The sequence below is a fragment of the Streptoverticillium olivoreticuli subsp. olivoreticuli genome (assembly GCF_003391135.1).
Taxonomy (GTDB): domain Bacteria; phylum Actinomycetota; class Actinomycetes; order Streptomycetales; family Streptomycetaceae; genus Streptomyces; species Streptomyces blastmyceticus.
In genome coordinates this window covers 6,760,604-6,786,325 of record NZ_CP031455.1, presented here as the reverse complement: position 1 = coordinate 6,786,325, position 25,722 = coordinate 6,760,604, and the positions used below count along the sequence as shown (strand labels likewise).

General features: G+C 72.7%; 20 protein-coding genes. 5 read left to right on the top strand and 15 right to left on the bottom strand.

What is annotated here, in order from left to right; genetic code table 11:
- Positions 1-13: 13 nt before the first annotated feature.
- The 7 genes from DXZ73_RS30200 to DXZ73_RS30170 form a co-directional block, all read right to left on the bottom strand.
- Positions 14-1,315 (bottom strand): M50 family metallopeptidase, encoded by a 1,302-nt coding sequence (locus DXZ73_RS30200; RefSeq protein ID WP_116214159.1) that lies wholly within the window; start codon positions 1,313-1,315, stop codon positions 14-16.
- A complete protein-coding gene (gene dxr, locus DXZ73_RS30195; RefSeq protein WP_116215958.1) occupies positions 1,312-2,589 on the bottom strand; it encodes a 1-deoxy-D-xylulose-5-phosphate reductoisomerase in 1,278 nt (425 codons plus the stop codon). Before dxr ends, DXZ73_RS30200 begins: the two co-directional genes overlap by 4 nt.
- A gap of 88 nt (positions 2,590-2,677) precedes the next feature.
- A complete protein-coding gene (locus tag DXZ73_RS30190; protein ID WP_116214158.1) occupies positions 2,678-4,612 on the bottom strand; it encodes an acyl-CoA dehydrogenase family protein in 1,935 nt (644 codons plus the stop codon).
- A 154-nt stretch (positions 4,613-4,766) separates the two neighbouring features.
- Positions 4,767-5,735 carry an NADP-dependent oxidoreductase gene (locus tag DXZ73_RS30185; RefSeq protein WP_116214157.1) on the bottom strand — a complete coding sequence of 323 codons (969 nt, stop codon included), beginning with the start codon at positions 5,733-5,735 and terminating at the stop codon, positions 4,767-4,769.
- 188 nt (positions 5,736-5,923) lie between these two features.
- Positions 5,924-7,369 (bottom strand): aldehyde dehydrogenase family protein, encoded by a 1,446-nt coding sequence (locus DXZ73_RS30180; RefSeq protein WP_116214156.1) that lies wholly within the window; start codon positions 7,367-7,369, stop codon positions 5,924-5,926.
- 236 nt (positions 7,370-7,605) lie between these two features.
- Complete coding sequence (locus DXZ73_RS30175; RefSeq protein ID WP_116214155.1) at positions 7,606-9,237, bottom strand: PucR family transcriptional regulator; 1,632 nt, start codon at positions 9,235-9,237, stop codon at positions 7,606-7,608.
- A 142-nt stretch (positions 9,238-9,379) separates the two neighbouring features.
- Positions 9,380-11,746, bottom strand: a complete 2,367-nt coding sequence (locus DXZ73_RS30170; protein ID WP_425315879.1) for an ATP/GTP-binding protein — start codon at positions 11,744-11,746, stop codon at positions 9,380-9,382.
- 387 nt (positions 11,747-12,133) lie between these two features.
- On the opposite strand from DXZ73_RS30170, the gene gabT reads away from it, so the two are divergent.
- Positions 12,134-13,483, top strand: a complete 1,350-nt coding sequence (gene gabT / locus DXZ73_RS30165) for a 4-aminobutyrate--2-oxoglutarate transaminase (RefSeq protein WP_116214153.1) — start codon at positions 12,134-12,136, stop codon at positions 13,481-13,483.
- A 433-nt stretch (positions 13,484-13,916) separates the two neighbouring features.
- Entirely contained in the window at positions 13,917-14,516 is a 600-nt protein-coding gene (locus tag DXZ73_RS30160; protein WP_338059145.1) for a phosphatase PAP2 family protein, read from the top strand.
- On the opposite strand, the gene DXZ73_RS30155 is transcribed toward DXZ73_RS30160, so the two are convergent.
- The 6 genes from DXZ73_RS30155 to DXZ73_RS30130 all read right to left on the bottom strand — a co-directional run bounded on the left by DXZ73_RS30155 (position 14,437) and on the right by DXZ73_RS30130 (position 21,082).
- On the bottom strand, positions 14,437-14,904 hold the full coding sequence (locus DXZ73_RS30155) for a hypothetical protein (protein WP_116214151.1): 468 nt from the start codon (positions 14,902-14,904) through the stop codon (positions 14,437-14,439). The genes DXZ73_RS30160 and DXZ73_RS30155 overlap by 80 nt on opposite strands.
- 152 nt (positions 14,905-15,056) lie before the next feature.
- The gene (locus DXZ73_RS30150) at positions 15,057-16,469 is read right to left on the bottom strand and encodes an NAD(P)/FAD-dependent oxidoreductase (protein WP_116214150.1); all 1,413 of its coding nucleotides are present in this window, start codon (positions 16,467-16,469) and stop codon (positions 15,057-15,059) included.
- A gap of 4 nt (positions 16,470-16,473) precedes the next feature.
- Positions 16,474-17,271: an ABC transporter permease gene (locus tag DXZ73_RS30145; protein ID WP_116214149.1), complete on the bottom strand. Its 798-nt coding sequence runs from the start codon at positions 17,269-17,271 to the stop codon at positions 16,474-16,476.
- Positions 17,271-18,200, bottom strand: a complete 930-nt coding sequence (locus DXZ73_RS30140) for an ABC transporter permease (RefSeq protein WP_116214148.1) — start codon at positions 18,198-18,200, stop codon at positions 17,271-17,273. The genes DXZ73_RS30145 and DXZ73_RS30140 overlap by 1 nt, the downstream gene beginning before the upstream one ends.
- Positions 18,197-19,360, bottom strand: a complete 1,164-nt coding sequence (locus DXZ73_RS30135; protein ID WP_116214147.1) for an ABC transporter ATP-binding protein — start codon at positions 19,358-19,360, stop codon at positions 18,197-18,199. The genes DXZ73_RS30140 and DXZ73_RS30135 overlap by 4 nt, the downstream gene beginning before the upstream one ends.
- Positions 19,361-19,567: 207 nt before the next feature.
- A complete protein-coding gene (locus tag DXZ73_RS30130; RefSeq protein ID WP_116214146.1) occupies positions 19,568-21,082 on the bottom strand; it encodes a gamma-aminobutyraldehyde dehydrogenase in 1,515 nt (504 codons plus the stop codon).
- A gap of 219 nt (positions 21,083-21,301) precedes the next feature.
- On the opposite strand from DXZ73_RS30130, the gene DXZ73_RS30125 reads away from it, so the two are divergent.
- Positions 21,302-21,898: an NADAR family protein gene (locus DXZ73_RS30125; protein WP_240351544.1), complete on the top strand. Its 597-nt coding sequence runs from the start codon at positions 21,302-21,304 to the stop codon at positions 21,896-21,898.
- A 31-nt stretch (positions 21,899-21,929) separates the two neighbouring features.
- Here the strand turns inward: DXZ73_RS30125 and DXZ73_RS40165 are convergent, their stop codons facing one another.
- Complete coding sequence (locus DXZ73_RS40165; protein ID WP_205519258.1) at positions 21,930-22,787, bottom strand: DUF4190 domain-containing protein; 858 nt, start codon at positions 22,785-22,787, stop codon at positions 21,930-21,932.
- A gap of 107 nt (positions 22,788-22,894) precedes the next feature.
- On the opposite strand from DXZ73_RS40165, the gene DXZ73_RS30115 reads away from it, so the two are divergent.
- A complete protein-coding gene (locus DXZ73_RS30115) occupies positions 22,895-23,917 on the top strand; it encodes an adenosine deaminase (protein ID WP_116214144.1) in 1,023 nt (340 codons plus the stop codon).
- 35 nt (positions 23,918-23,952) lie between these two features.
- On the top strand, positions 23,953-24,693 hold the full coding sequence (locus tag DXZ73_RS30110; RefSeq protein ID WP_116214143.1) for a glycerophosphodiester phosphodiesterase: 741 nt from the start codon (positions 23,953-23,955) through the stop codon (positions 24,691-24,693).
- Positions 24,694-24,726: 33 nt separating this feature from the next.
- On the opposite strand, the gene DXZ73_RS30105 is transcribed toward DXZ73_RS30110, so the two are convergent.
- Positions 24,727-25,674 (bottom strand): hypothetical protein, encoded by a 948-nt coding sequence (locus DXZ73_RS30105; RefSeq protein ID WP_116214142.1) that lies wholly within the window; start codon positions 25,672-25,674, stop codon positions 24,727-24,729.
- Positions 25,675-25,722: the final 48 nt, after the last annotated feature.

Sequence of the window (25,722 nt, the reverse complement as noted above, 5' to 3'; positions counted from 1 at the left end):
GGCGTGTGCGGAGCTACGTCAGCCGGACCGGGTTCACCACGTCGGCGATCAGGACCAGCAGCGTGAAGCAGACGAAGATTCCGGCCACCACATAGGCCACCGGCATCAGCTTCGCGACGTCGAACGGGCCCGGGTCGGGGCGGCGGAAGACCCGGGCGAAGGCCCTGCGCAGGGACTCCCACAGCGCCCCGGCGATGTGCCCGCCGTCGAGCGGGAGCAGCGGCAGCATGTTGAACAGGAACAGCGAGAGGTTGAAGCCCGCGACCAGGAAGAGCATGGTCGCCACCTGCTGGGACGGCGGGATGTCGAGGTTGAAGACCTCGCCGCCGACGCGGGCCGCGCCCACGACGCCCATGGGCGAGTCCGCCTTGCGCTCGCCGCCGTCGAAGGCGGCGTTCCACAGGTCGGGGATCTTGCCGGGCAGGGCGATCAGCGACTCGACGCCGGACTGGACCATGTCGCCCATCCGGCCCACGGACTGGCCGAAGGACTGCGGCACGACACCGGTGGCGGGCGTGAAGCCGAGGAAGCCGGCGGTGACGTACTGCCCCTTGATGGGGCTGCCCTTGCCGTCGTACTTCTGGACCTGGTTGGAGATCAGGTCGGCGTTCAGGGTCTTCTGCGCGCCGTCCCGCACGACGGTGATCGTGGCCGGTCCGGTGGTCTTGCGGATCTCGCGCTGGAGCGTGGCCCAGTCGTCGGTCCGGTGGCCGTTGAAGGCGACGATCTTGTCGCGCGGCTGGAGGCCCGCGGCCTTGGCCGGGGAGTCCTTGGCGCCCTTGGGGCAGGCGTCGGTCTTGTCGGTGGCCTTGACCACACAGGCCGAGACGGTGGAGACCTGGGTGGTCTGGGTGTTGATGCCGAAGGACATCATCACGCCGAGGAAGATCGCGACGGCCAGGACGAGGTTCATGAACGGGCCGGCGAACATCACGATCACGCGCTTCCACGGCTTGCGCGTGTAGAAGAGCCGCGTCTCGTCGCCCGGCTGGAGCTCCTCGAAGGCGGCCGAGCGTGCGTCCTCGATCATGCCTCGCCAGGGCGAGGTGGAGCGCGCGCTGATCTTCCCGTCCGCGCCGGGCGGGAACATGCCGATCATGCGGATGTAGCCGCCGAGCGGGACGGCCTTGATGCCGTACTCGGTGTCGCCCTTCTTCCGCGAGAAGATCGTCGGCCCGAAGCCGACCATGTACTGCGGCACCCGGATGCCGAAGAGCTTCGCGGTGGAGAGGTGCCCCAGTTCGTGCCAGGCGATCGAGAAGAGCAGGCCCACCACGAAGACGACTATCCCGAGGACCGTCATCAGGGTTGTCATGCGCGGGCCTCCGAGGTCGTCTGCGCGGTGCGGGCCGCCGGGGCCGGGCGCGCTGCCAGTTCACGGGCCCGGGCGCGGGCCCAGGTCTCCGCTTGCAGGACGTCCGGGAGGGTGAGGTGGGTTCCCGTGGCGGGTGTGCCGTGTTCCGCCACCACCTCGGCGACGGTATCGACAATGCCATTGAACGGCAGCGCGCCGGAGAGGAACGCGTCGACGCACTCCTCGTTGGCGGCGTTGAAGACCGCGGGCGCGGTGCCACCGAGGGTGCCGACGTGCCGGGCCAGGCCCACGGAGGGGAAGGCCTCCTCGTCGAGCGGGAAGAATTCCCAGGTGGAGGCCTTGGACCAATCGAAGGCGGGGGCCGCGTCCGGGATCCGCTCGGGCCAGCCGAGGCCGATGGCGATGGGGCCGCGCATGTCGGGCGGGGTGGCCTGGGCGAGCGTCGAGCCGTCGGTGAATTCCACCATCGAGTGGACGTAGGACTGCGGGTGGACGACGACCTCGATGCGGTCGAAGGGGATGTCGTAGAGGAGGTGCGCCTCGATGACCTCCAGGCCCTTGTTGACGAGGGTCGCGGAGTTGATCGTGATCACCGGGCCCATCGACCAGGTGGGGTGGGCGAGGGCGTCCGCGGGGGTGACGGCGGCCAGCTCGGCCTTGGTGCGGCCCCGGAAGGGCCCCCCGGAGGCGGTGACGACCAGCTTGCGGACCTCGGCGCGGGTGCCGCCGAGCAGCGCCTGGAAGAGCGCGGCGTGCTCGGAGTCGACGGGGATGATCTGCCCCGGCTTGGCCAGCGCCTTGACCAGCGGGCCGCCGACGATCAGCGACTCCTTGTTGGCCAGGGCCAGCGTCCGGCCCGCCTCCAGGGCGGCGAGGGTGGGCGCGAGGCCGATGGAGCCGGTGATGCCGTTGAGCACGGTGTGGCACTCGCTGCGGGCGAGGTCGGTGGCCGCGTCGGGCCCCGCCAGGATCTCGGGCAGCGGCTCGGAGCCGTACTGCGCGGCCAGCGCCTCGCGCAGCGCGGGCACCTTGTCGGCCTGGGCGACGGCCACCGTGCGGACCCGCAGCAGCCGCGCCTGCTCGGCGAGCAGTCCCACCCGGCCGCCGGCGGCGGACAGGCCCGTCACCGTGAAGCGGTCGGGGTTGCGGAGCACGAGATCGATGGCCTGGGTGCCGATCGAGCCGGTCGAGCCGAGGATCACGACCTCGCGCGGTCCGCCCGCGGCGGTGGGGGCGGAGTAGCGCAGATGCGGGTCAGCGAGAGAGTCCGTCATGGACTCCATTGTTGCCTCTCCCGGCCGGAAGGCGGACAGGGATCCCCCCGGCCGCCCTCCTCGGGGCCGCGTCCGTGCCGGGTACGGATCAGCGGATGGGCCGGTGGACGTTGTCCGTCCTGGCCGGGCCCGGGGTGGCGTCGGCGATCCAGGGGCCGTCGCCGCTGGGGTCGACGATGCCGGACTCCAGCCACTCGTACGCGCCCGACATGACCCCGGAGACCAGCTTGCGGTCGAGGTCGTCGGTGTTGGTCCACAGCCGGCCGAAGAGCTCCTCGACACGGATCCTGGACTGGCGGCAGAAGACGTCGGCGAGCTCGTACGCCTCGCTGCCGTGGTCGCCCTCGGCGCGCAGCCGCTCGGCGCGCACGCAGGCGGCGCTCATGGCGAAGAGCTCGGCGCCGATGTCGACGATCCGGCCGAGGAAGCCCTGCTTGGTCTCCATCCGGCCCTGCCAGCGGGACATGGCGTAGAAGGTGGAGCGGGCGAGCTTGCGGGAGGAGCGCTCGACGTAGCGCAGGTGGGTGGCGAGGTCGCGGTGGCCGGCCGGGTGGAACTCGGCGTAGGTGCGGGGCAGCTGCCCGGGCCCGGCGACGAGCTTGGGCAGCCAGCGGGCGTAGAAGCCGCCCGCGCGGGCGCCCGCCCTGGCCTTGTCGCCCAGGGACTTCTCCGGGTCGATGAGGTCGCCCGCGACGGAGAGGTGGGCGTCGACGGCCTCGCGGGCGATCAGCAGGTGCATGATCTCGGTGGAGCCCTCGAAGATCCGGTTGATGCGGGAGTCGCGCAGCATCTGTTCGGCGGGGACGGCGCGCTCGCCGCGGGCGGCGAGGGAGTCGGCGGTCTCGTAGCCGCGGCCGCCGCGGATCTGGACCAGTTCGTCGGTCATCAGCCAGGCCATCTCGCTGGCGTAGAGCTTGGCGAGGGCGGCCTCGATGCGGATGTCGTTGCGGTCCTCGTCGGCCATCTGGCCGGACAGGTCGAGGATGGCCTCCAGGGCGAAGGTGGTCGCGGCGATGAAGGAGATCTTCGCGCCGACGGCCTCGTGCAGGGCGATCGACTTGCCCCACTGCTCACGGGCGGTGGACCACTCGCGGGCGATCTTCAGGGCCCACTTGCCCCCGGAGACGCACATCGCCGGGATGGACAGCCGGCCGGTGTTGAGGGTGGTCAGGGCGATCTTGAGGCCCGCGCCCTCGGGGCCGATGCGGTTGGCGGCGGGCACCCGTACCTGGTGGAAGCGGGTGACGCCGTTCTCGATGCCGCGCAGGCCCATGAAGGCGTTGCGGCGTTCGACGGTGACGCCCTCCGCCGCCGCCTCGACCACGAAGGCGGTGATCCCGCCCTTGTGGCCCTCGCTCTTGGGCACCCGGGCCATCACGACCAGCAGGTCGGCGACGACACCGTTGGTGGTCCAGAGCTTGACGCCGTCCAGGACGTAGTCCTCGCCGTCGGGGACTGCCGAGGTGGCCAGCCGCGCGGGGTCGGAGCCGACGTCCGGCTCGGTGAGCAGGAAGGCGGTGATGTCCGTGCGGGCGCAGCGCGGCAGGAAGGTGTCCTTCTGCTCCTGGGTGCCGAAGAGCTTGAGCGGCTGCGGTACGCCGATGGACTGGTGGGCCGAGAGCAGCGCGCCGACGACCGGGCTGGCGGAGCCCACCAGGGTGAGGGCCTTGTTGTAGTAGACGGCGGTGAGGCCGAGGCCGCCGTATTTGGTGTCGATCTTCATCCCGAAGGCGCCGAGCTCCTTGAGCCCGTTGACCGTCTCGTCCGGGATCTTCGCCTCGCGCTCGATGAGGGCGCCGTCGATGCGGGTCTCGCAGAAGTCGCGGAGCTTGGCGAGGAACTCCTCGCCGCGCCGCACGTCCTCCAGGGAGGGCGTCGGGTGCGGGTGGATGAGATCGAGCCGGAGGCGTCCCAGGAACAGTTCCTTGGCGAAGCTGGGCTTCTTCCAGTCCTGTTCCCGGGCCGCTTCGGCGACCTGGCGTGCTTCGCGCTCGGAGACCGGTCGTACGGATGGTGCGGTCATGAGGCACCTCGCCGCTTCAGTCGGGGCCGTCCCGGTCGGCTACCGACCGGTGCTACTCGACCGTATGTACCCGATCCCCGGGACGTCTACCAGACCTCGCGCAACGATCCGGCCCCCCGCGCCGGACCCCTGCTTCCGGGTGACGGAAATCGGGTCAGTCCTCGACCGTCAGTACGATCTTCCCGGACGTACGGCCGGTTTCGCCCAGCTCGTGGGCCTTGGCCGCGTCGGCCAGGGGCAGCGCGGCGGCGATCTCGGTGCGCAGGCGGCCGGTCTCGACCAGCTCGGTGAGGGCCCGCAGGCCCGCGAGGTCGGGCTCGACCATCATGCGGGTGGCCCGGACGCCCCGCTCGCGGGCCTCCTCGCGCACGCCGTCCGCCAGCGGCAGCAGGGAGACGAGGATGCCGCCGGGGCGCAGGGTGCGCAGGGAACGGGTGGGGTAGTCGCCGCTGATGGCCTCCAGGACGGTGTCGACGTCGTGGACCACCTCCGCGAAGTCCTGCTCGCGGTAGTCGATCAGTTCGTCGGCGCCGAGGCCGCGGAGGAAGTCGTGCTTGGCGGCGCTCGCCGTGCCGATGACGTACGCGCCGCGGGCCTTGGCGATCTGTACGGCCAGGTGGCCCACGCCGCCCGCCGCCGCGTGGATCAGCACGCGCTGGCCCTCGCGGACGTCGGCGGTGTCGACGAGCGCCTGCCAGGCGGTGAGCGCCGCGAGCGGCAGGGCGGCGGCCTGTACGTGGTCGAGGCCGCGCGGCTTGGGCGCGAAGTGGCGGGCGGGGGCGGTCACGTACTCCGCGTAGGCACCGGCCGGGTGCGGGAAGCGGGGCATGCCGTAGACCTCGTCGCCGGGGGCGTGGAGGGTGACGCCGTCGCCGATCGCCTCGACCACGCCGGAGACGTCGAAGCCGAGGGTGAACGGGACGGTTTCGCCCGTGTAGAAGGAGCCGCGCTCGCGGGTCTTCCAGTCGGTGGGGTTGACACCCGCGGCGCGCACCCGGACCAGGATCTCGCCCGGGAGCGGCTCGGGGCGGTCGGTCTCGACGAGCTTCAGCACCTCGGGGCCGCCCGCGGTCTCCTGCCGGACGGCGCGCATGCGGGCGGGGGCTGCGGAGGTGTCGGTCATGGTGATTCGCTCCTTGCGGTCGTGCTGTCCGATGCGTCCAGCCTGCCGGAGGGGCCGGGCGCCGACGAGTGGCCTGACTGCCATGGATCGTAAGGATCGGGCCATGCCCACGGGCGGGAACGCGAACGGCCGGGGTGCCCCCGTGCACACCCCGGCCGTTCGGTCCCACGTGTGGTTACAGCATGTAATTACAGGGCCAGGCCCGTCATGACCAGCACCCGCTCGTAGGTGTAGTCGTCCATCGCGTAGCGCACGCCCTCGCGGCCCACACCGGACTGCTTGGCGCCGCCGTACGGCATCTGGTCCGCGCGGTAGGACGGCACGTCACCGATGATCACGCCACCGGTCTCCAGCGCGCGGTGCGCGCGGAAGGCGGTCTGGAGGTCGTGCGTGAAGACGCCCGCCTGCAGGCCGTACGGCGAGTCGTTGACGGCGGCGAAGGCGGCGGCCTCGCCCTCCACCCGGGTGATGGTGAGGACCGGGCCGAAGACCTCCTCGCACGCGATCGTCACGTCGGCGGGGACCTCCGCGAGCACGGTGGGCGCGTAGGTGGCACCCTCGCGCTTGCCGCCGGCCAGCAGCTTCGCGCCCGCCGCGACGGCCTCGTCCACCCAGGACTCGACGCGCTCGGCGGCGTCCTCGCTGACCAGCGGGCCGACCTCGGTCGCCGGGTCGGACGGGTCACCGGTGACCTGCGCCTCGACGGCGGCCACGACCTTCGGCAGCAGCCGCTCGTAGAGCGAGGCGTCGGCGATGACGCGCTGCACGGAGATGCAGGACTGGCCGCCCTGGTAGTTGGAGAAGGTGGCGATGCGCTGCGCCGCCCAGTCCAGGTCCTCCTCGGAGGACCAGTCGGCGAGGACGACGGCCGCGCCGTTGCCGCCGAGCTCCAGGGTGACGTGTTTGCGCGGCGCCGAGTCGAGGATCGACCAGCCGACCGGGCCGGAGCCGGTGAAGGAGATGACCGGCAGCCGCTCGTCCTGGACGAGGGCGGGCATCCGGTCGTTCGGGACGGGCAGCACGCTCCACGAACCCGCGGGCAGGTCCGTCTCGGCGAGGATCTCGCCGAGCACCAGCGAGGAGATCGGCGTCGCCGGGGCGGGCTTCAGGATGATCGGCGCACCCACCGCGATCGCCGGGGCCACCTTGTGGGCGCTCAGGTTGAGCGGGAAGTTGAAGGGCGCGATGCCGAGGACGGTGCCCCGGGGGAAGCGGCGGGTCAGCGCGAGACGGCCGGTGCCGCCGGCGTCGGTGTCCAGGCGCTGGGCGTCACCGGCGTTGAACCGGCGGGCCTCCTCGGCGGCCCAGCGGAAGACGGACACGGCGCGGCCGACCTCGCCGCGGGCCCACTTGATGGGCTTGCCGTTCTCGGCGGAGATCAGCTGGGCGATCTCCTCGGTGCGCTCGGTCAGCCGCTTGACGACGTGGTCGAGGGCGGCGGCCCGTACGTGCGCCGGGGTCGCCGCGAACTCGTCCCGCACGGCGTGCGCGGCGGCCACGGCCTCCTCGACCTGCGCCTCGGTGGGCACGCTCACGGTGCCGACGAGACGGCCGTCCCAGGAGTTCGTGACGTCGAAGGTCTCCTCGCCGAGGGCCTCACGGCCGGCCAGCCAGAACGCGTGGGGAGCAGTCACGGTTTTCCCTCCGGGGGGTACGGATGATTGTGGCTCCCCCACGGTAGGGGCGGGGCGGGTGGGCGCGGATTGTCCTTGGTGGAGCGGGCGGATTGGCGCCTGCACCGAATTGTCGTTGTCGTTTTGGGTGCGGGTCCGTTGCCGCCTGCGGCGGGAGCGCCCTACGGGCGCGTCCTCAAACGCCGGACGGGCTGAATTTGCGCACCCGGTAGGGAACGAAGCCGCCTGCCAGGGCCCTACTCGCCGCCCGGCGACGCCGTCGCCTTCAGGGCCAGCCACAATTCCATCCGCACGTCCGGGTCGTCCAAAGAGCGCCCCAGAATCTCCTCCACCCGCCGCATCCGGTACCGCAGCGTGTGCCGGTGCACGCCGAGGTCCGCCGCCGCCGCGTCCCACTGGCCGTGCCGCGAGAGCCACGCCCGCAACGAGGCGACGAGATCGCCCCGCCCCGTCGCGTCGTGTTCGCGCAGCGCCCGCAGCAGCCCGTCCGCGAAGGCCCGTACCGCGTCGTCGGCGAGCAGCGGCAGCACGGAGCCGGCCGCGACCTCCTCGTGCTCGACCAGGACCCGGCCCCGGCGGCGGGCCACGGACAGGGCCTGTTCCGCCTGGCGGAAGGCGGCCGCGGCGGCGACGGTCCCGGCGGGGGCCGACAGGCCGACGACGAGGTCGTCGTCGGGCGGCGCGGCGCTGCGGTCCCGCGGCCGCGCCCTCGTGCCCCGCCGGGCCTCGATCGCCCGCGCGTGCTCCGCGCAGGCGGCGACCGCCACACCGCCGTCGGAGGCGAGGACGACGAGCCGGTGGCCGTCGGGGACGACCAGGACCGCCTCCGCCACCCGGCCCGCCGCGGTGTCGACGGTGTCCGCGAGCACCCCGAGCGGGTCGGGTGCGCCCTCGTCGTGCTCGGCGTCCTCCGTCGCCGCCTCCGCGACGAGCACCCGGAACGGGGCGTCCAGCAGGCTGCCGTAGAGGTCACCGGCGACGGCCCGCGCGTGGTCCGGCTCTCCGGCGAGCAGCATCCGCAGCACGGCCGCCCCGAGCCGCTGTTCGGCGGCCTGGAGGGTCCTGGAGCGTTCGGTGGTGAGGGTGAGCAGCGCGATCGCGGACTGCACGGCGTAGCGCTCGGCGGTGCCCAGCGGGGCGCCGGTGCCGACGGCGAGGACGCCGCGGGCCCGGCGGCCCGAGCCCAGGGACTGCAGCTCCACCCGGTCGGCGCCCTCCTCGGCGGGGTCGGAGCCGACGACGGCGGTGGCGGGCGCGGGCCGCTCCCGCAGCCGTTCGACGTCGCGGGTCAGCCGGGCGGCCCGGCGCGCGGCCCAGTCGGGGGCCGCGGCGACGACCGCGCCCGACGCGTCGTACAGCGCGGCCCACCCGTCGAGGTGGGCGGCGAGCCGGGCCAGCAGGGCGGCGGGCCCCTCGGGGCCGAGCGCGGCGCGGGTCAGCTCGCGCTGCGCCTCGAAGCCCGCGGTCACCGCGCGGTACCGGTCGGCGGCCATGGCCGCCGAGACCGCCTTGCTGATGGCGATGAACGGCGTCTTCCGGGGCACCTCCAGCAGCGGCAGCCCCTCCTCCTCGGCGGCCTCGACCAGCGCCCGGGGCACCTCGTCGTAGTTGACGCCGACCGCGAACCCGAGGCCGACGACCCCGGCCCGGACCAGGCGGCGCACATAACTCCGCATCGCCTCCCGGTCCTCCGCGTCGATCTTCATCGCGGTGATCAGGAGGAGCTCGCCGCCGTCCATCCACGGCACGGGGTCGGCGAGCTCGCTGACGTGCGCCCAGCGGACGGGGGTGTCCAGCCGGTCCTCCCCCGCGAGCACGGCGAGCTTGAGCGCGGAGTGGTGGACGAGCGAGGCGAGGGTGGGAGGCATGGCACCTTCGGGAGGGGCGGCGCGGCGACTGTGCCGTCCCGTATGAACGGCTGTTCCCGATTCTGCCTCAGTGGAGGATTCGCCGGGAACGCGTACGCCGCATTCCGCCCGTCCTCACTTCGCCGCCCTCAAATCGTCGGCCTCACTTCGTCAGGTCGACCAGCACCGGCGGCGCGCTCGCCCCCCGTACGGAGGTCACCGACAGCACCGCGTGCCCGGCGGGCACGGCGTGCGCCAGCTCGGAGGCGGACCAGCGCTCCCGCTCCACTTGGCGGACGGTCACGGACTGCGCGGTCACCGCCCGGCCGGTGACCAGCCGGCGCAGGATGTGCGTGGCCCGGGTCAGCGGTTCGTGGGCGATGACCTGGCGGTCGGTGATGTCCCGGGCCTCCACCCACTCCTTGCCCCAGACCTCCGCGAACCGCGCGCCGTCCCAGGTGGTCACGCCCGAGAACGCCATCCGGCAGCCGACCGAGCCCAGCAGCGCGCTGCGCAGCGTCTCGGGCACGTCGTCGAGCGTGCGGAGGGTGAGCACGGCCCCGGCGTTGGCCGAGCGCAGCCGGCCGAGCCCGCGCACGGCCTCGGGGGTGACCGCGTGGGTGGCGTCGTCCAGCACGAGGCAGGCGAACAGCGAGCGGTCGGCGCGGCCGACGGTGCACTCGGTGAACTGCGCGAGGACGAGCCGGGCCAGCATCCGGGACGCCTCCGCGTGGCCGCGCTCGGGCAGGTCGATGCGGACGCGCAGGGGGTGTTCGAGGGTGCGGAGCGAGAAGGTGCGGCCGGGGCGGGTGGTGTCGAAGAAGCGGGCGAAGGCGGGCCGGTCGAGGAGCGCGAGCCGGTCGGCGAGCAGGGGCCCGGCGTCTCCGGCGCGCCGCGCCTGCCGTTCGCGGGCGTCGAGCTCGCGCACCTGCGCGTCCTGCCCGGCGGCGGAGAGGGCGTCCCGCAGCGCACCCACGGCGGCGGCCGAGCCGTCGAGGAGCTCGCGCAGTTCCGGCACGGAGGGAAAGCGGCCGTGGGCGGCGCGGTAGGGGCCGAGGATCTGGGCGAGCGCGGTCGCGGCGCGGCGGCCGCCCTCGCCGGGGAGCGTGGCGGTGAGATCGCCGACGAGCCCTTCGGCGAGCACGGCGGCGGCCTCGTCGGGGTCGTCCGTACCGCCGTACAGATCGAGGTCGTACGCCGAGTCCGGGCGTCCGATCTTCACCACGATGTCGAACGCCTCGTCGGGCGCGAGCCCCGCGCCGGACGCCCCGACCGCGACGACCGCGGTCCGCCCGGCCAGCGCCTGGAGGCAGAGCGACTCCAGCACCGGCCGCACCAGCCGGTCCGTCTTGCCGCTGCCGGGCGGGCCGACGGCGAGCAGCGAGGTGCCCAGCAGCCCGGGGTCGAGGGCGCAGCCCGCCCCGCGGTGCGCGTAGGGGTTGCGGTCGTCGTCGGCGGCGGTGCCGAGCCGCACCTGCCGGGTGACGAGGTCGTGCAGGGCGGCGCGTACGGGCAGGTCGCGCGCGCCGGAGGGGTGGGCGCAGGCGGCGGCACCGTGCCGGAGCACGGCCTCGGTGAAGGAGGCGAGCCGGCCGGGCTGCGCGCGCACGGACTCCCAGGCGCGCTGGATGCGGGAGTGGTCGACGTCGTTCATCGCCCCGGACCGCGCCTCGGCCGCCAGCCGTTCGGCTGCGTCGTGGGCCCCGGCGGCGCGCATCTCGGGCCACTCGGCGGGGTCGCCCTGCGCGGTGCGGGCGGTGCCGCGGGCCTGGTGGCCCGCGTCGTGGCGGCGGACGCGCTGGTCGGCGGGGCCGTAGCGGCGCCAGAGCTCGCGCCAGCAGCCGACCCGGCAGGCGATGGAGAGGAGCAGGAGGGTGAAGAGGACGTAGTAGCTGTATCCGGCGTAGAGCCGGGAGAGCGGGTCCCAGGAGTCCGGGGTGAAGGCGACGAGCGGCCAGATCCACACGCTGCCCACGGCGCCGTTCCAGCACAGCAGCCACACCGCCCACACACCGGCGAAGGCCAGGGCCGCCCGGCGGACGAGCGGCCGCGCCGCGAGGCGCTCCGGGCGGGGCGGGCTGACGGACGGCGGCATCCGGCGCCAGAAGCGCTCCCACAGGGGGGTGACGAAGCGTCGCCACAGTTCGGGCCACCGTCCGACCCGGCCGAAGCCGACCGCGAGGACGCAGGCGGCGAGCGCGTAGTAGACGTACGACGCGATCATCCACTCCTCGGTGCCGTCCTGCCAGGAGCCCGGCGCCATGGCACGCAGGGGCCACTTCCAGTACGGGCCGAGGTAGCCGTGCCACAGCAGCGACCAGAACAGCCACCCGCACAGGAAGGCGATCACCGCGCCGCTGATCAGCTGTCTGCCGGGCACCCGGCCGGGTTCCTCGGGCGCCCTGGGCCGGTGGTCGAAGGCCCAGACGCCCGGCTGGGCCTTGGCGCGCGGGGCGCGCAGCCAGGCCATGAAGGGCGATTCCGGCTGGTCCCCGGGGGCCGGGGAGCCCTGCGGGGGGACGGCGGGCACGCGCGGAGGCCCGGCGGGCCTGGGCGGCACACCCCGGTGGCCGGCCGGCTCCTGCGGCCCCCATGTGCCCGGCGAGTCGAACGTGCCCTCAGTGTCCATCGCTGCCTTGCCCCCACCAGAACTCGTGTACCGCGTGTCCGACGTGCGCGCCGCCGCTCAATCTAATAGGCGTGCGCGGGGAGTTCAGGTGACCCGCGGGATGCCACGCCCCCGTATGGTCATGATCACCCGCAGGTGGCGCGCGGACGGGCGGGGCGGCCCGCCATGTCCGGTACGGACAAGGCGGCGCGCGCACTTCTCCCGAACGGAACATGCCCGACCTCGTCCGGCACCCCTAGCCTGCGACTGAAAGCCCGATCGATCTCGTCATCCCCCTGGAGCCCTCTCATGACTGCACCGACCGGAGGCCCGTCCCTCCCCCAGGAGCGCCGCATCGTCACCGCGATCCCCGGCCCGAAGTCGCTCGAGCTGCAGGCCCGCCGGACGGCGACGGTCGCGGCGGGCGTGGGCTCGACGCTCCCGGTGTTCACCGTGCGCGCCGGTGGCGGCGTCATCGAGGACGTCGACGGCAACTCCCTCATCGACTTCGGCTCCGGCATCGCCGTGACCTCGGTGGGCTCCAGCGCGGAGGCCGTCGTGCGCCGCGCGTCCGCGCAGCTCGCCGACTTCACCCACACCTGTTTCATGGTGACGCCGTACGAGGGCTACGTGGAGGTCTGCGAGCAGCTCGCCGAGCTGACCCCGGGTGACCACGCCAAGAAGTCGGCGCTGTTCAACTCCGGCGCCGAGGCGGTGGAGAACGCGGTGAAGATCGCCCGCGCGTACACCAAGCGCCAGGCGGTCGTCGTCTTCGACCACGGCTACCACGGCCGCACCAACCTGACGATGGCGCTGACGGCGAAGAACATGCCGTACAAGCAGGGCTTCGGCCCGTTCGCGCCCGAGGTCTACCGCGTGCCGGTGGCGTACGGCTACCGCTGGCCGACCGGCCCGGAGAACTGTGGCGCCGAGGCGTCCGCCCAGGCCATCGACCAGATCACCAAGCAGATCGGCGCGGAGAACGTCGCCGCGATCATCATCGAGCCGGTGCTCGGCGAGGGCGGCTTCATCGAGCCGGCCAAGGGCTTCCTGCCGCGCATCGCGCAGTTCGCGAAGGACAACGGCATCGTCTTCGTCGCGGACGAGATCCAGTCCGGCTTCTGCCGTACGGGCCAGTGGTTCGCGTGCGAGGACGAGGGCGTCGTCCCGGACCTGATCACGACGGCGAAGGGCATCGCGGGCGGTCTGCCGCTCGCCGCCGTCACCGGCCGCGCGGAGATCATGGACGCGGCGCACCCGGGCGGCCTGGGCGGCACCTACGGCGGCAACCCGGTGGCGTGCGCGGCGGCGCTCGGCTCGATCGAGACCATGCGCGAGCTGGACCTCAACGCGAAGGCCAAGCGCATCGAGGAGGTCATGAAGGGGCGCCTCTCCGCGATGCAGGAGAAGCACGAAATCATCGGCGACATCCGTGGCCGCGGCGCGATGATCGCGATCGAGCTGGTGGAGCCGGGCACGAAGAACCCGGACGCCGCCGCCGCGGGCGCGCTCGCGAAGGCCTGTCACGCGGAGGGCCTGCTGGTCCTGACCTGCGGCACGTACGGCAACGTGCTGCGCTTCCTGCCGCCGCTGGTCATCGGCGAGGACCTGCTCAACGAGGGCCTGGACATCATCGAGGCCGCGTTCACGCGTCTGTAACCGACGGTAATGCTGCGGTAATGGCGTCTTGGGGTCGTCATGGGGTGAAGAACCTGTGCGGGGCGGGTGGTGGAGGGGTGATCCGGCTGTCCGGACGCCCCGCCCTGCCGTACGGTTTCTGCAGATGAATGCAACACCCCGTCCGCAGGGGACTGCGGACACCGCCGTGCCGGCGAATCCCCATCGCCGACCCGGTCGTGCCTTCGCGCACAGCACCACCGGAGCCTCTGGCTCCGGGCATCCTCACCGATCGGACGGCCGCCCGCCCCATACCCCCCGGGGCGCGCGGCACCCCGGTCACCACGGCGGCCTCGGAACCTCCCCCCCTGTTCCGGGGCCGCCGGCACGGGGCCCTCTCCGCCGCGGACTCCTCCCCGGACTGTGCGCCCTTCTCCTCGCGCTGATCACCTGGCAGGTCGTCGGTCACGGCCCGTTGCGCGCCCTGGACGAGCGGGCCGGCCGCGCGGTCTCCGGCTCGGCCCTCCCCGGCGGTGCCGCCCACTTCTTCGCCGACCTCGGAAACATGACGGTCGCTCTGCCCGTGCTGGCGGTGGCCATGGCCGTGTCGGCCCTGCGCGCGCCCGGCCCCCGGCGGTGGTGGCCGCCGCTGTGCGCGGCGCTCACGATGGCCGCCGTCCCCGCGCTGGTCGTGCCCTTCAAGGACGCCGTCGCCCGGCCGGGGCCCGCGGCCATGGCGGGCGCGCACGACGGCTTCTTCCCTTCCGGCCACACCGCCACGGCGGCGGTCGCCTACGGGGCCGCCGCGCTGCTGTTCCTGCTCCCCCGGCCCGGCCTCGCCCGGGGGCGGGGGCGGGCCGCCGTGGTGACGTCGTACGCCGTCGGCAACGCGGCCGTGGGCGTGGGGCTCGTCCGGTGCGGCTTCCACTGGCCCCTGGACGTGCTCGGCAGCTGGTGCCTGTCGGGGGTGCTGCTGTGGGGCCTGGCGCTCGCGCTCAGCCGCCCTGCTCGTGCTCGTCGGCGAGGAACGCGGCGGCCTCGTGCATCGACAGCTCCAGGACCGCCGGGTCCGTGAGCGTGCCCGCGCCGTCCGGCGGGACGATCCAGCGCACGCCGGACGCGGCACGGCCGGGGTGCGGGACGACGACCCAGCCGCCGTCCCCGACGGCCCGCACATCGGTCGCGACCCAGCCCGCGGCCGTGCCCGGCGGGACGAAGAAACCCAGCCGGCTGTCCCCGAAGTCGGCGAGGACCGGGCCGATCCGGTCGGTGCAGCGCGACAGGACGTCCAGGGTGGGATGGCCGAGCGCGCTGGGGAGGATGAGCACGTCCCAGACCCGCCCGGCGGGCAGGAGCGCGATCCCCAGCGGATTGCGCTCCCACTCCCACCGGCAGGTCCCGGGGTCGGGTGCGGCCGTCGCCAGCCACTCCACCGCGCTCCTCGTCCCCGCTCCGTCGCTCATGGGGTCCTCCCTTTCCGTGACTGCCTGCTTCTGCATTCACGGATGAGAGGGCCCTGACGGCGGATCATTACGCGGGTTTCCCGCGTCATCGGAGGCGAAGGGCTCCCCGGCGGGCGGTGCGAAGTGCCCCGGCGCGCGGCGGGCGCGGCGGCTCAGCTGTCGAAGCCCATGCCGACCTTGTCCATGGCCTTGAGCCAGAGGTTGCGGCGGCCGCCGTTCTCGTCGGCACGGGTCATCGACCACTGGGTGATGCCGATGCCCATGGACCGCACGGGCTCGGGCGGGAACGGCAGCGGCCTGCTGCGGACCATCTCCAGCTCGGTCCGCTCGGTGCGCTCCCCGCTCAGCAGGTCGAGCATGACGTCCGCCCCGAAGCGGCTCGCTCCGACGCCGAGGCCGGTGTAGCCGAGGGCGTAGCCGACCCGGCCGCCGTGCGCGGTGCCGAAGAACGCCGAGAAGCGGGAGCAGGTGTCGATGGCGCCGCCCCAGTTGTGCGTGAAGCGCACCCCTTCGAGCTGGGGGAAGCAGTGGAAGAAGTGCTCGGCGAGCTTCTGGTACGTGGCCGGGTGGTGGTCGTAGTCGGCCGAGACGCCGCCGCCGTAGTGGTAGACGATGTCGTAGCCGCCCCACAGGATCCGGTGGTCGGGCGTGATGCGGAAGTAGTGGAAGTGGTTGGCGGCGTCGCCGAGCCCCTGCCGGTTCTTCCAGCCGACGGCGGCGCGCTGCTCCTCGCTCAGCGGCTCGGTCATCAGCGCGTAGTCGTATACGGGCGCGATGAACGGCCGGACGCGCTTGACCAGCGAGGGGAAGGCGTTGGTGCCGAGGGCGGCGTGGCGGGCGAAGACACGGCCGTACGGGGTGCGGACGGCGACCCCGGCGTTGCGCGAGGACAGCTCGGTGCCCGGCGTGCGCTCGTAGATCCGCACGCCCAGCTCCAGGCAGGCGCGCTTGAGGCCCCAGGCGAGCCGGGCGGGGTGGAGCATGGCGACGCCCGTGCGGTCCCAGAGGCCGGCGAGGAAGGTCGGGGAGTCGACCTCGGCGCGCAGGGCGTCCTGGTCGAGGTATTCGTAGTCGGGCAGGCCCAGGGCGACGACCTCGTCGGCGGCCTCGCGCAGCTCCTGGACCTGGTGGGGGGCGGTGGCGATATCTATCTCGCCGGTGCGTTCGAAGCCGCAGTCGATGCCGTGGCGGGCGACGGTGGCCTCGATCCCGTCGAGGTTGTCGCGGCCGAGCCGCTCCAGGGTGGCGAGCTCGTCGGGCCAGCGGGCCTGGCCGTTGGCCCAGCCGTGGGTGAGGGAGGCGGAGCAGAAGCCTCCGTTGCGGCCGGAGGCGGCCCAGCCGACCTCCTGGGCCTCGATGAGGACGACATCCCGGGCCGGGTCGCGCTCCTTGGCGCGGAGCGCGGTCCACAGTCCGGAGTAGCCGCCGCCGACGACGAGCAGGTCGGTGTGCTCGTCACCGACGAGGGCGGGGAGTGCCTCCGGCCGGGAGGGGTCGTCGAGCCAGTAGGGCCGGGGGGCGGCGTCGATGAGTGATTGTGCAGGGTTCATGGCACGAGGGGCCATGGTCTCAGCTCCTTCTACGGCGCCTGCCGACCAGCTGACCGGCGAGGACGCACAGCACGGCGACGGCGAACATCGCCGTCCCGATGACATTGATTTGAACGGGTGTGCCCCGTTGTGCGGATCCCCAGACGAACATGGGGAAGGTCACAGTCGATCCCGCGTTGAAGTTCGTGATGATGAAGTCGTCGAAGGACAGGGCGAAGGACAGCAGGGCGCCCGCCGCGATCCCGGGGGCGGCGATGGGCAGGGTGACCCGCAGGAAGGTCTGGAACGGGGTGGCGTAGAGGTCCTGCGCGGCCTGCTCCAGGCGGGGGTCCATGGACATGACCCGCGCCTTGACGGCCGTCACCACGAAGCTCAGGCAGAACATGATGTGGGCGATGAGGATCGTCCAGAAGCCGAACGTGACGCCCATGTTGAGGAAGAGGGTGGCCAGCGAGGCGGCCATGACGACCTCGGGCATCGCCATCGGCAGGAACAGCAGGGTGCTCACGGAGGACCGGGCTCGGAAGCGGTAGCGGGCGAGCGCGAAGGCGATCATCGTGCCGAGCACGGTCGCGCCGATGGTCGCCCAGATCGCGATGCGGAGGCTGAGCGAGAGCGAGCCGCACAGGTCGGCGACGCCGCAGGGGTCGGTCCAGGCGTCGGTGGAGAAGCGCTGCCACTCGTAGTTGAAGCGGCCGTTGGGCTTGTTGAAGGAGAAGACCGTCACGATGACGTTGGGCAGCATCAGATAGCCCAGCGTGCCGAGGCCCACGAGGACCACGAGGTTACGGCGCAGCCAGCGCGTCACAGTGCGCATCAGACGAGGTCCTCCGTCCCGGACTTGCGGATGTAGAGCGTGACCATGGCGAGGATGGCGGCCATGAGGATGAAGGACAGGGCGGCGGCGGTGGGGTAGTCCAGGACGCGCAGGAACTGGGACTGGATGACGTTCCCGATCATCTTCTGGTCGGTGGAGCCGAGGAGTTCGGCGTTGATGTAGTCGCCGGTGGCGGGGATGAAGGTGAGCAGGGTGCCCGCGACGACACCGGGCATGGACAGCGGGAAGGTCACCTTGCGGAAGGTGGTGAGGGGGGTGGCGTAGAGGTCTCCGGCCGCTTCGTGGAGCCGTGGGTCGATGCGTTCGAGTGAGGTGTAGAGCGGCAGGATCATGAAGGGCAGGAAGTTGTAGGTCAGGCCGCAGACGACGGCGAGCGGGGTCGCGAGGACGCGGTGTCCCTCGGTGACGCCGAGGGCGTTGGTGACGTCGAGGATGTGCAGGCTGCCCAGCGCGGAGACGACGGGGCCGCCGTCGGAGAGGATCGTCTTCCAGGCGAGCGTGCGGATCAGGAAGCTGGTGAAGAACGGCGCGATGACGAGGACCATCAGCAGGTTGCGCCAGCGGCCCGCCTTGAAGGCGATGAGGTAGGCGAGCGGGTAGCCGAGGGCGAGGCAGAGCACGGTGGCGGTGGCGGAGTAGGCCACCGAGCGCAGGAACTGCGGGTAGTACTCGGTCAGGGCGTCCGCGTAGGTGGCGAAGTGCCAGGTGACCTTGAAGCCCTCTTCGAGCGACCCGGTCTGCACGGAGGTGGACGCCTGGTAGACCAGGGGCGCGGCGAAGAAGACGACGAGCCAGAGGATGCCGGGGAGCAGCAGCCAGTAGGGGACGAGCTTCTTCCGGCGGGCGGCCGCGGTGACGGCGGGCGCTTCGGTGCCGGTGTCGGCGGAGGTGGTGGCTGTAGTCGTCACGTCCCCTCCCCCGCGTCCGTGCCCGCCTCGACGCTCTGCGCCGCGTCCAGGCCGAAGCTGTGGCCGGGGTTCCAGTGCAGGACGACCTCGGCGCCGGGTGCGAGGCGGCTGTCGCGCTCGATGTTCTGCTCGTAGACGGACAGGCCGGGGCCGACGGGGCTGTCGATCACGTACTGCGTGGAGACGCCGATGAAGCTGGAGTCGGCGATGCGGCCGGTGATGCGGTTGCGGCCGTCGGGGATGGTGCCGGCGTCGTCGGCGTGGGTGAGAGTGATCTTCTCGGGCCGTATGCCGATCAGAAGCTTCTCGCCCGTGCGGGCGGTGGTCGTACATCGGGTCGCCGGAAGGGTGAGTTTGGTATCACAGGCCCGCAGAAGGATGTCGTCGCCGGAAGTGCCGAGGACGTCGGCGGTGATGAGGTTGGAGGTGCCCAGGAAGTTGGCGACGAAGGTGGTGCGCGGGGTCTCGTAGAGGTCGGCGGGGGCGCCGAGCTGCTCGACCCGGCCGCCGTTCATGACCGCGACGGTGTCGGCCATGGTCATGGCCTCCTCCTGGTCGTGGGTGACGTGGACGAACGTGATGCCGACCTCGGTCTGGATGCGCTTGAGCTCCAGCTGCATCTGGCGGCGCAGCTTGAGGTCGAGGGCGCCGAGCGGCTCGTCGAGGAGCAGCACCTGCGGGTGGTTGATGAGCGCGCGGGCGACGGCGACGCGCTGCTGCTGGCCGCCGGAGAGCTGATGGGGCTTGCGGCGGGCGAAGTCACCGAGCTGTACGAGGTCGAGCATGTCGCCGACCTGCTTCTTCACCGACTTGATGCCCCGGCGGCGGAGGCCGAAGGCGACGTTCTCGTAGATGTCGAGGTGGGGGAAGAGCGCGTAGCTCTGGAAGACGGTGTTGACGGGCCGCTTGTGCGGGGGGAGGGCGGTGACGTCCTTGCCCGCGAGTTCCACACTGCCGGTGGTGGGGTCCTCCAGGCCGGCGATCATCCGCAGGGTGGTGGTCTTGCCGCAGCCGGAGGCGCCGAGGAGGGCGAAGAAGGAGCCCGCGGGGATGGCCAGGTCGAGCGGGTGGACCGCGGTGAAGGAGCCGTAGCGCTTGCTGATGGCGGTGAGGCGGACGTCCGTGCCGCTGCTGCCGGCGGTGGGGGCGGTTGCTGTCATGGGTCTGGTCCAGGGGTGTCGGGGGCGTGAAGCGCGTACGGCACGTACAGCCGCGTACGTTCTCATATGTCCGGGGGCTGGCGCCGCGCCGGTGGCCCGGATGGCGCTCGGGCGCCGGGAGCTCGGAGAATTGTGCGTTCTGCTGGTGACGGGCGTTGCTGGGGGACCAGAAGATTGTCGCCGGAAAACGGAGCGGCGCCGTCCCGGTCAGCCGACGGTGAAGACGGTGCGGTGCCATGGCTTCCGCGCGACGGCCGTGTTGTCGAACATGACGTGCTTGACCTGGGTGTATTCCTCGAAGGAATAGGCGGACATGTCCTTGCCGTAGCCGGATGCCTTGTAGCCGCCGTGCGGCATCTCACTGAGGATCGGGATGTGGTCGTTGACCCACACGCAGCCCGCCTTGATCTCCCGGGTGGCGCGGCCGGTGCGGTAGACGTCGCGGCTCCAGGCGGAGGCGGCCAGCCCGTACGGCGTGTCGTTGGCGAGCGCGATGCCCTCGTCGTCGCTGTCGAAGGGCAGCACGGCCAGGACGGGACCGAAGACCTCGTCCTGGACGATCTCGCTGTCCTGGGCGGCGCCGGTGATGAGCGTGGGGAGGTAGTAGGCGCCCTTCGCGAGCTCACCGGCCGGGGCGTCGCCGCCGGTGACGACGGTGGCGTACGAGCGGGCCCGGTCCACGAAGCCGGCGACCCGGTCGCGCTGCGCGTGCGAGATCAGCGGCCCGAGGTCGGTGGCCGGGTCGAAGGGGTCACCGAGGCGGACTGTGGCCATGAGGTCGGCGACGCCGGCGACGAACGCCTCGTGGAGCGGCCGCTGGACGTAGGCGCGCGTGGCGGCCGTGCAGTCCTGGCCGGTGTTGATGAGCGCTCCGGCGACCGCGCCGTGGACGGCGGCCTCCAGGTCGGCGTCGTCGAAGACGACGAAGGGGGCCTTCCCGCCGAGTTCGAGGTGCAGCCGTTTGACGGTGGCGGTGGCGAGCTCGGCGACCCGCCGGCCGACGGGGGTGGAGCCGGTGAACGAGGTCATGGCGACCGAGGGGTGGCCGACGAGGCGCTCGCCCGCGTCCCGGCCCGCACCGCTGACGACGTTGACGACACCGTCGGGGATCCCGGCGTCGGTCGCCGCCCGGGCGAACATCAGCGAGGTCAGCGGCGTCAGCTCGGCGGGCTTGAGAACGACCGTGTTCCCCGCGGCGATCGCCGGGAGGACCTTCCACGCGGCCATCTGGAGGGGATAGTTCCATGGCGCGATCGAGCCGACGACACCGATCGGCTCGCGCCGGATGTACGAGGTGTGGTCCGCGCTGTACTCACCGGCCGACCTGCCCTCCAGATGGCGGGCGGCCCCGGCGAAGAACGCGGCGTTGTCGACCGTGCCCGGGACGTCGAAGCCGGTGGTGAGCCGGATCGGCTTGCCGCACTGCGCGGACTCGGCGAGCGCGAGGTCCTCAGCCCGCTCGGCGAGGATCCCGGCGAACCGGTGGAGGGCGTCGGAGCGCTCGCCGGGGGTGGCTCCCGCCCAGGCGGGGAGAGCGTCCCCGGCGGCGGCGACGGCCGCGTCCACATCGGCGGGCCCGGCGAGCTCGTAGGCGAGGATCTCCGCTCCGGTGGCCGGGTCCACGACCGCGTGCGTACGGCCCGAACTCCCGGACCTCGGTCGTCCGCCGATGTACTGCGCGCCCTCGGCGAACTGCTCCGCCCCGTCGAACCGTCGATCCATTGCGCACTCCTCCGCCGACCGCAGAGACCTGTGGAAGGCGTAGCTCCAACCGGATTCGGATGCCGATCCTGACAGAGGAGATGGAGTGCAACAAGGGATTCCGTCGCAGTGTTTTGAAAACGCGACGAATTCAGTGCGGGCGACGTGACGGGTCGCCAGGCCGCGGGGCCTGTGGATATTCACGGTCCTGCGTCGGCGGCCGCTGTCAGAATGGCGGGCATGAAGATCGACGGGGACCGGAACGGGCACGACGGGAAGAGGGCGGCCGACTCACGGTCGGTGGAGCAGCTGACGGCGGCGCTCGCCGGGGGCGAGAGCGTCAAGTGGGTCTTTTTCTGGGGCCACCGGCCGCGGCCGGACGGCAGTGTGGGGCAGGGGTGCTTCAGCCAGTGGTGGCCGTCGCCGTTCACGGTGGACGGGACGGTCTACGCCACGGCCGAGCACTGGATGATGGCGGGCAAGGCCCGGCTCTTCGGTGACCGGGACGCGGAGGCCCGGGTCCTCGCGGCCGCGCACCCCGAGCAGGCGAAGGACGCGGGCCGCACGGTGCGCGGCTTCGACGAGGAGGTCTGGCGGCGGCACCGCTTCGAGCTGGTGGTGGAGGGCGGCGTCCACAAGTTCGCGCAGGATCCGCGGCTCGGCGCCTATCTGCTGGGCACGGGTGAGCGGGTGCTGGTCGAAGCCAGTCCGCCCGACCGGATATGGGGCATCGGCCTGGCCGCCGACGACGAGCGGGCCCAGGACCCGGTGCGCTGGCGCGGGGAGAACCTGCTGGGCTTCGCCCTGATGGAAGCGCGGCAGCGGCTGGCTTCCTGAGGAGGCGTCGCCGTGTCGGTGACGGCTCGCGTCAGCGGCCGGGACCGCGGTCCACGAGCAGCACCGGCGCGGACAGATACGCCCCGTAGGTCGCGCCCGGGTCCTCCTCCGGAGTGGTGTCCCTGTGGTCGTGGCTGAAGTTGATGTAGAAGATCAGCATCAGCACGCTGGCCACGAGCGCCACTGCGCCGAGGATCAGACCGGCGAGGGTCTGGCCGCCGTTGTCGGCCTCGCCGCTGCTCACCTTGGTCCGGCCTATGCCGCCGAAGACGATCGCGAGTATGCCGAGGATGACGCCGAGGAAGACCGTCGGCGACAGCACGGTGCCGATGATGCCGAGCACGAGCGCGGCCACGCCGAGGCCGTTCCCGGCCGCGGGCCCGGGGTGCTGCCAGCCGGGACCGTAGGGCGCCGCGGGATAGCCGTAGGAGCCGGGCGGCGCGTACGGCCCCTGGCCGTACGGGGACTGCTGTCCGTAGGCGGGCTGGGGGTACCAGCCCGCGCCCTGGACCGGGCCGGGCCGGCCGTACGGCGCCTGGCCGTAGGGCTGTTGTCCGTACGGTCCTGCGGGGTACGCGCTCGGGGTGCCCGGGCCGGTCGGCGCCTGCGGCACCGGCGGCACGGCGGACCCGGCCGGGGGGAAGGCGTACGGGGGCGGCGTCGGCAGGCCCTGGGGAGCGGTCGGCGGCACGGCGCCGGGCTGTCCGGGCGCCGCCTGCGCGGCGGGCTTGTCGAGGGGGACGCGCTGCTGGGGCACCGGCCGCTCGCCGGGCCCGTCGAGCGGCGCGCGCCGCTCCGGCGGAGCCCAGGGATCGCGGTCGTGCGACTCCGGCGGCACACCGGCCATGGCGCCCTTGTCGGCCCCCGTCTCGGACCCCTTGTCGGACATAGTCCTCCCCAGTCGTTTCCCCGTCATGCTAAGGCCTGAGCACGGGCCCCGCGCCCGCCCGCATACGATGATCGCCACCCGTCGACCGCACAGCCCCGGAGGCCCGCATGTCCGTACTCGACTCGTTCATCGCAGGGCTCCCCAAGGCGGAGCTGCACGTGCACCACGTCGGTTCCGCCTCCCCGCGCATCGTCGCCGAGCTGGCCGCACGGCACCCCGACTCGCCCGTGCCCACGGACCCCGAGGCGCTCGCGGACTTCTTCACCTTCCGCGACTTCGCGCACTTCATCCAGGTCTATCTCTCGGTGGTCGACCTCATCCGGGACGCGGAGGACGTGCGGCTGCTGACGTACGAGGTCGCCCGTGACATGGCCCGGCAGAACATCCGCTACGCCGAGCTGACGGTGACCCCGTACAGCTCGACCCGGCGCGGCATCCCGGACGCGGCCTTCGTGGAGGCGATCGAGGACGCCCGCAAGGCGGCGGAGACCGAACTGGGCGTCATACTGCGCTGGTGCTTCGACATCCCGGGCGAGGCCGGTCTGGAGGCCGCCGAGGAGACGGCCCGGATCGCCTGTGACCTCAAGCCCGAGGGGCTGGTCTCCTTCGGGCTCGGCGGTCCGGAGATCGGGGTGCCGCGGCCGCAGTTCAAGCCGTACTTCGACCGGGCCATCGCGGCGGGGCTGCACAGCGTCCCGCACGCGGGCGAGACCACGGGCCCGCAGACGATCTGGGACGCCCTCGTGGACCTGCGCGCCGAGCGCATCGGCCACGGCACGAGCGCGCCGCAGGACCCGAAGCTGCTGGCCCATCTCGCGGAGCACCGCATCCCGCTGGAGGTCTGCCCCACCTCGAACCTGGCCACCCGGGCGGTGACCGACCTGGAGCGGCACCCCATCAAGGAGATGGTCGCCGCGGGTGTCCTGGTCACCGTCAACAGCGACGACCCACCGATGTTCGGCACGGACCTCAACCGGGAGTACGGGGTCGCGGCCCGCCTGCTCGACCTCGACGCGCGGGGCGTCGCCGAGCTGGCCAAGAACGCCGTCGAGGCGTCCTTCATGGACCCCGCCGGCAAGGCGGCGCTGCGCGCGGAGATCGACTCCTACACGGCGGGCCGCCTGAACTGACCCCGGAGCGTCGGCACTCCGGCCACAATGGCCCCATGCCCACCCGGAACACCGCGGCTTCCACCGCTGCCCCCGCCCCCGCCTTCACCGCCGTCGCCCACCGCGGTGACCCGTACGCGCACCGCGAGAACACCCTTCCCTCGGTCGGCTCGGCGCTGCGGGCGGGGGCCGGGGCGGTCGAGATCGACGTACGGCTGACGCGGGACGGCGTGCCCGTGCTCCTGCACGACGCGACGCTGGAACGGCTCTGGGCGCGCCCCTGGTCCCTCGACTCCCTCTCGGCCGACGAGCTGCGGGAGCTGACCGGCGGCGGGGTGCCGACGCTGCGGGAGGCGCTCGCGCTCGCCGGTGCGGAGGCGGCCCCCGGCCAACGGCTGTTCATCGACCTGCCCGCCCCCTCGGCCACGGAGGCGGCCGTGGCCGAGGTCCACGCGAGCGGGGCGGCCGGGCGGGTGTACTACTGCGGCTCCCCGGAGTCGATGCTCGCCGTCCGCCGGGCGGACCCGGACGCCGAGATCGCGCTCACCTGGACGACGCTCGCCCCGCCGCGCGCGGCCCTGCTCGACCGGGTGCGCCCGCGCTGGATCAACTACCGCTTCGGCCTGCTGACCCCGGAGCTCGTCGCGACGCACCACGCCCAGGGCTTCCTGGTCTCGGCGTGGACGGCGGACACGCGCCGCACGATGCGGCGCCTCCTGTCGGCGGGCGTCGACTCCATCACCACCAACCGCATCCAGACGCTGCGATCCCTGACGGCCGGTCTGTACGGCGTCTGAGAGCGGGCCGGGACCGCGACCCGGGCGCACGGCTCAGACCGCTCCCACCGGCTCCCAGGGATTCGTCAGCACCGCGTCGTCCCCTATGGGCAACCCGCTCGACCACCCGTGCTCCGGGTCGCTCACGGAGAACTCCCTGGGCGTGAGGCAGTCCAGCCGCAACGCCCCCGAGCTCCCCTCCCGCGGCTGTCCGGCATCGTCGCCGACGATGCCGCGCGGCACGAGGACATCCACCCGGTACGGCGCGGACGCCGCGCCCGGCCCCGGCGCGAACCCCCGGATGCCGAGCGAACGCGCGTAGTGTCCGGGCGAGTTGACCGAGATCGCCACACCCCCGGGGATCCGGCGCTCGTACCACCTGCCCCCGTGCGCTCCCGTGTAGAGCAGCCGGGTGCCCGCCTTGAAGAGGGACACGCTGCCGTCGGCGCACCGCAGGGGAAGCGCTTCGGCGTAGACGGTCTCGTAGTCGACCGGCGCGCATTCGGAGAGGTAGGTGCCGGCCAAGGTCCGGCAGAGCTCGCCCAGTTGGCGGCTCGGCCGGGCGAACGCGAGCCTTCTGTCGCTGAAGACGATCAGGAAGGCGCTGGACTCGCCCTTGACCGCGCGCCGCTTCCAGGCGGCCCGGGCCGTCCACACCTTGGCCGCGACATGTTCGTGACCCCGCGCGAGATCTTCTTCCAGGATCCAGCAGAGGTCGAGGCCCTTCCGCCTCCGGGCGCCCGACGGATGTCCGATCCTCGCCACGAACCGGCCGAACGAGCAGGGCCTCGCCTGCTCCAGCCAGGCCAGCAGAGCCGCTTCCCGGTGCTCCTGCCGGGTGCCCGGCGCGAGCATCACCTCGTGCGCCGCGTCGATGTCCGCCCCGAACCCGGCTGCGCGGGTCACTTGCGGCAGGGCCGCCAGAGCCTCTGCTATGGAGGGTTGTGCGGGCACGCCGAAACTGTTGCCGTCCAGTGCGATCACTCCCCCGGTGGTCAGCACGCCGATGACATCTCGGCGATTTCGACAGTCTGACCATCCGCGAGATCA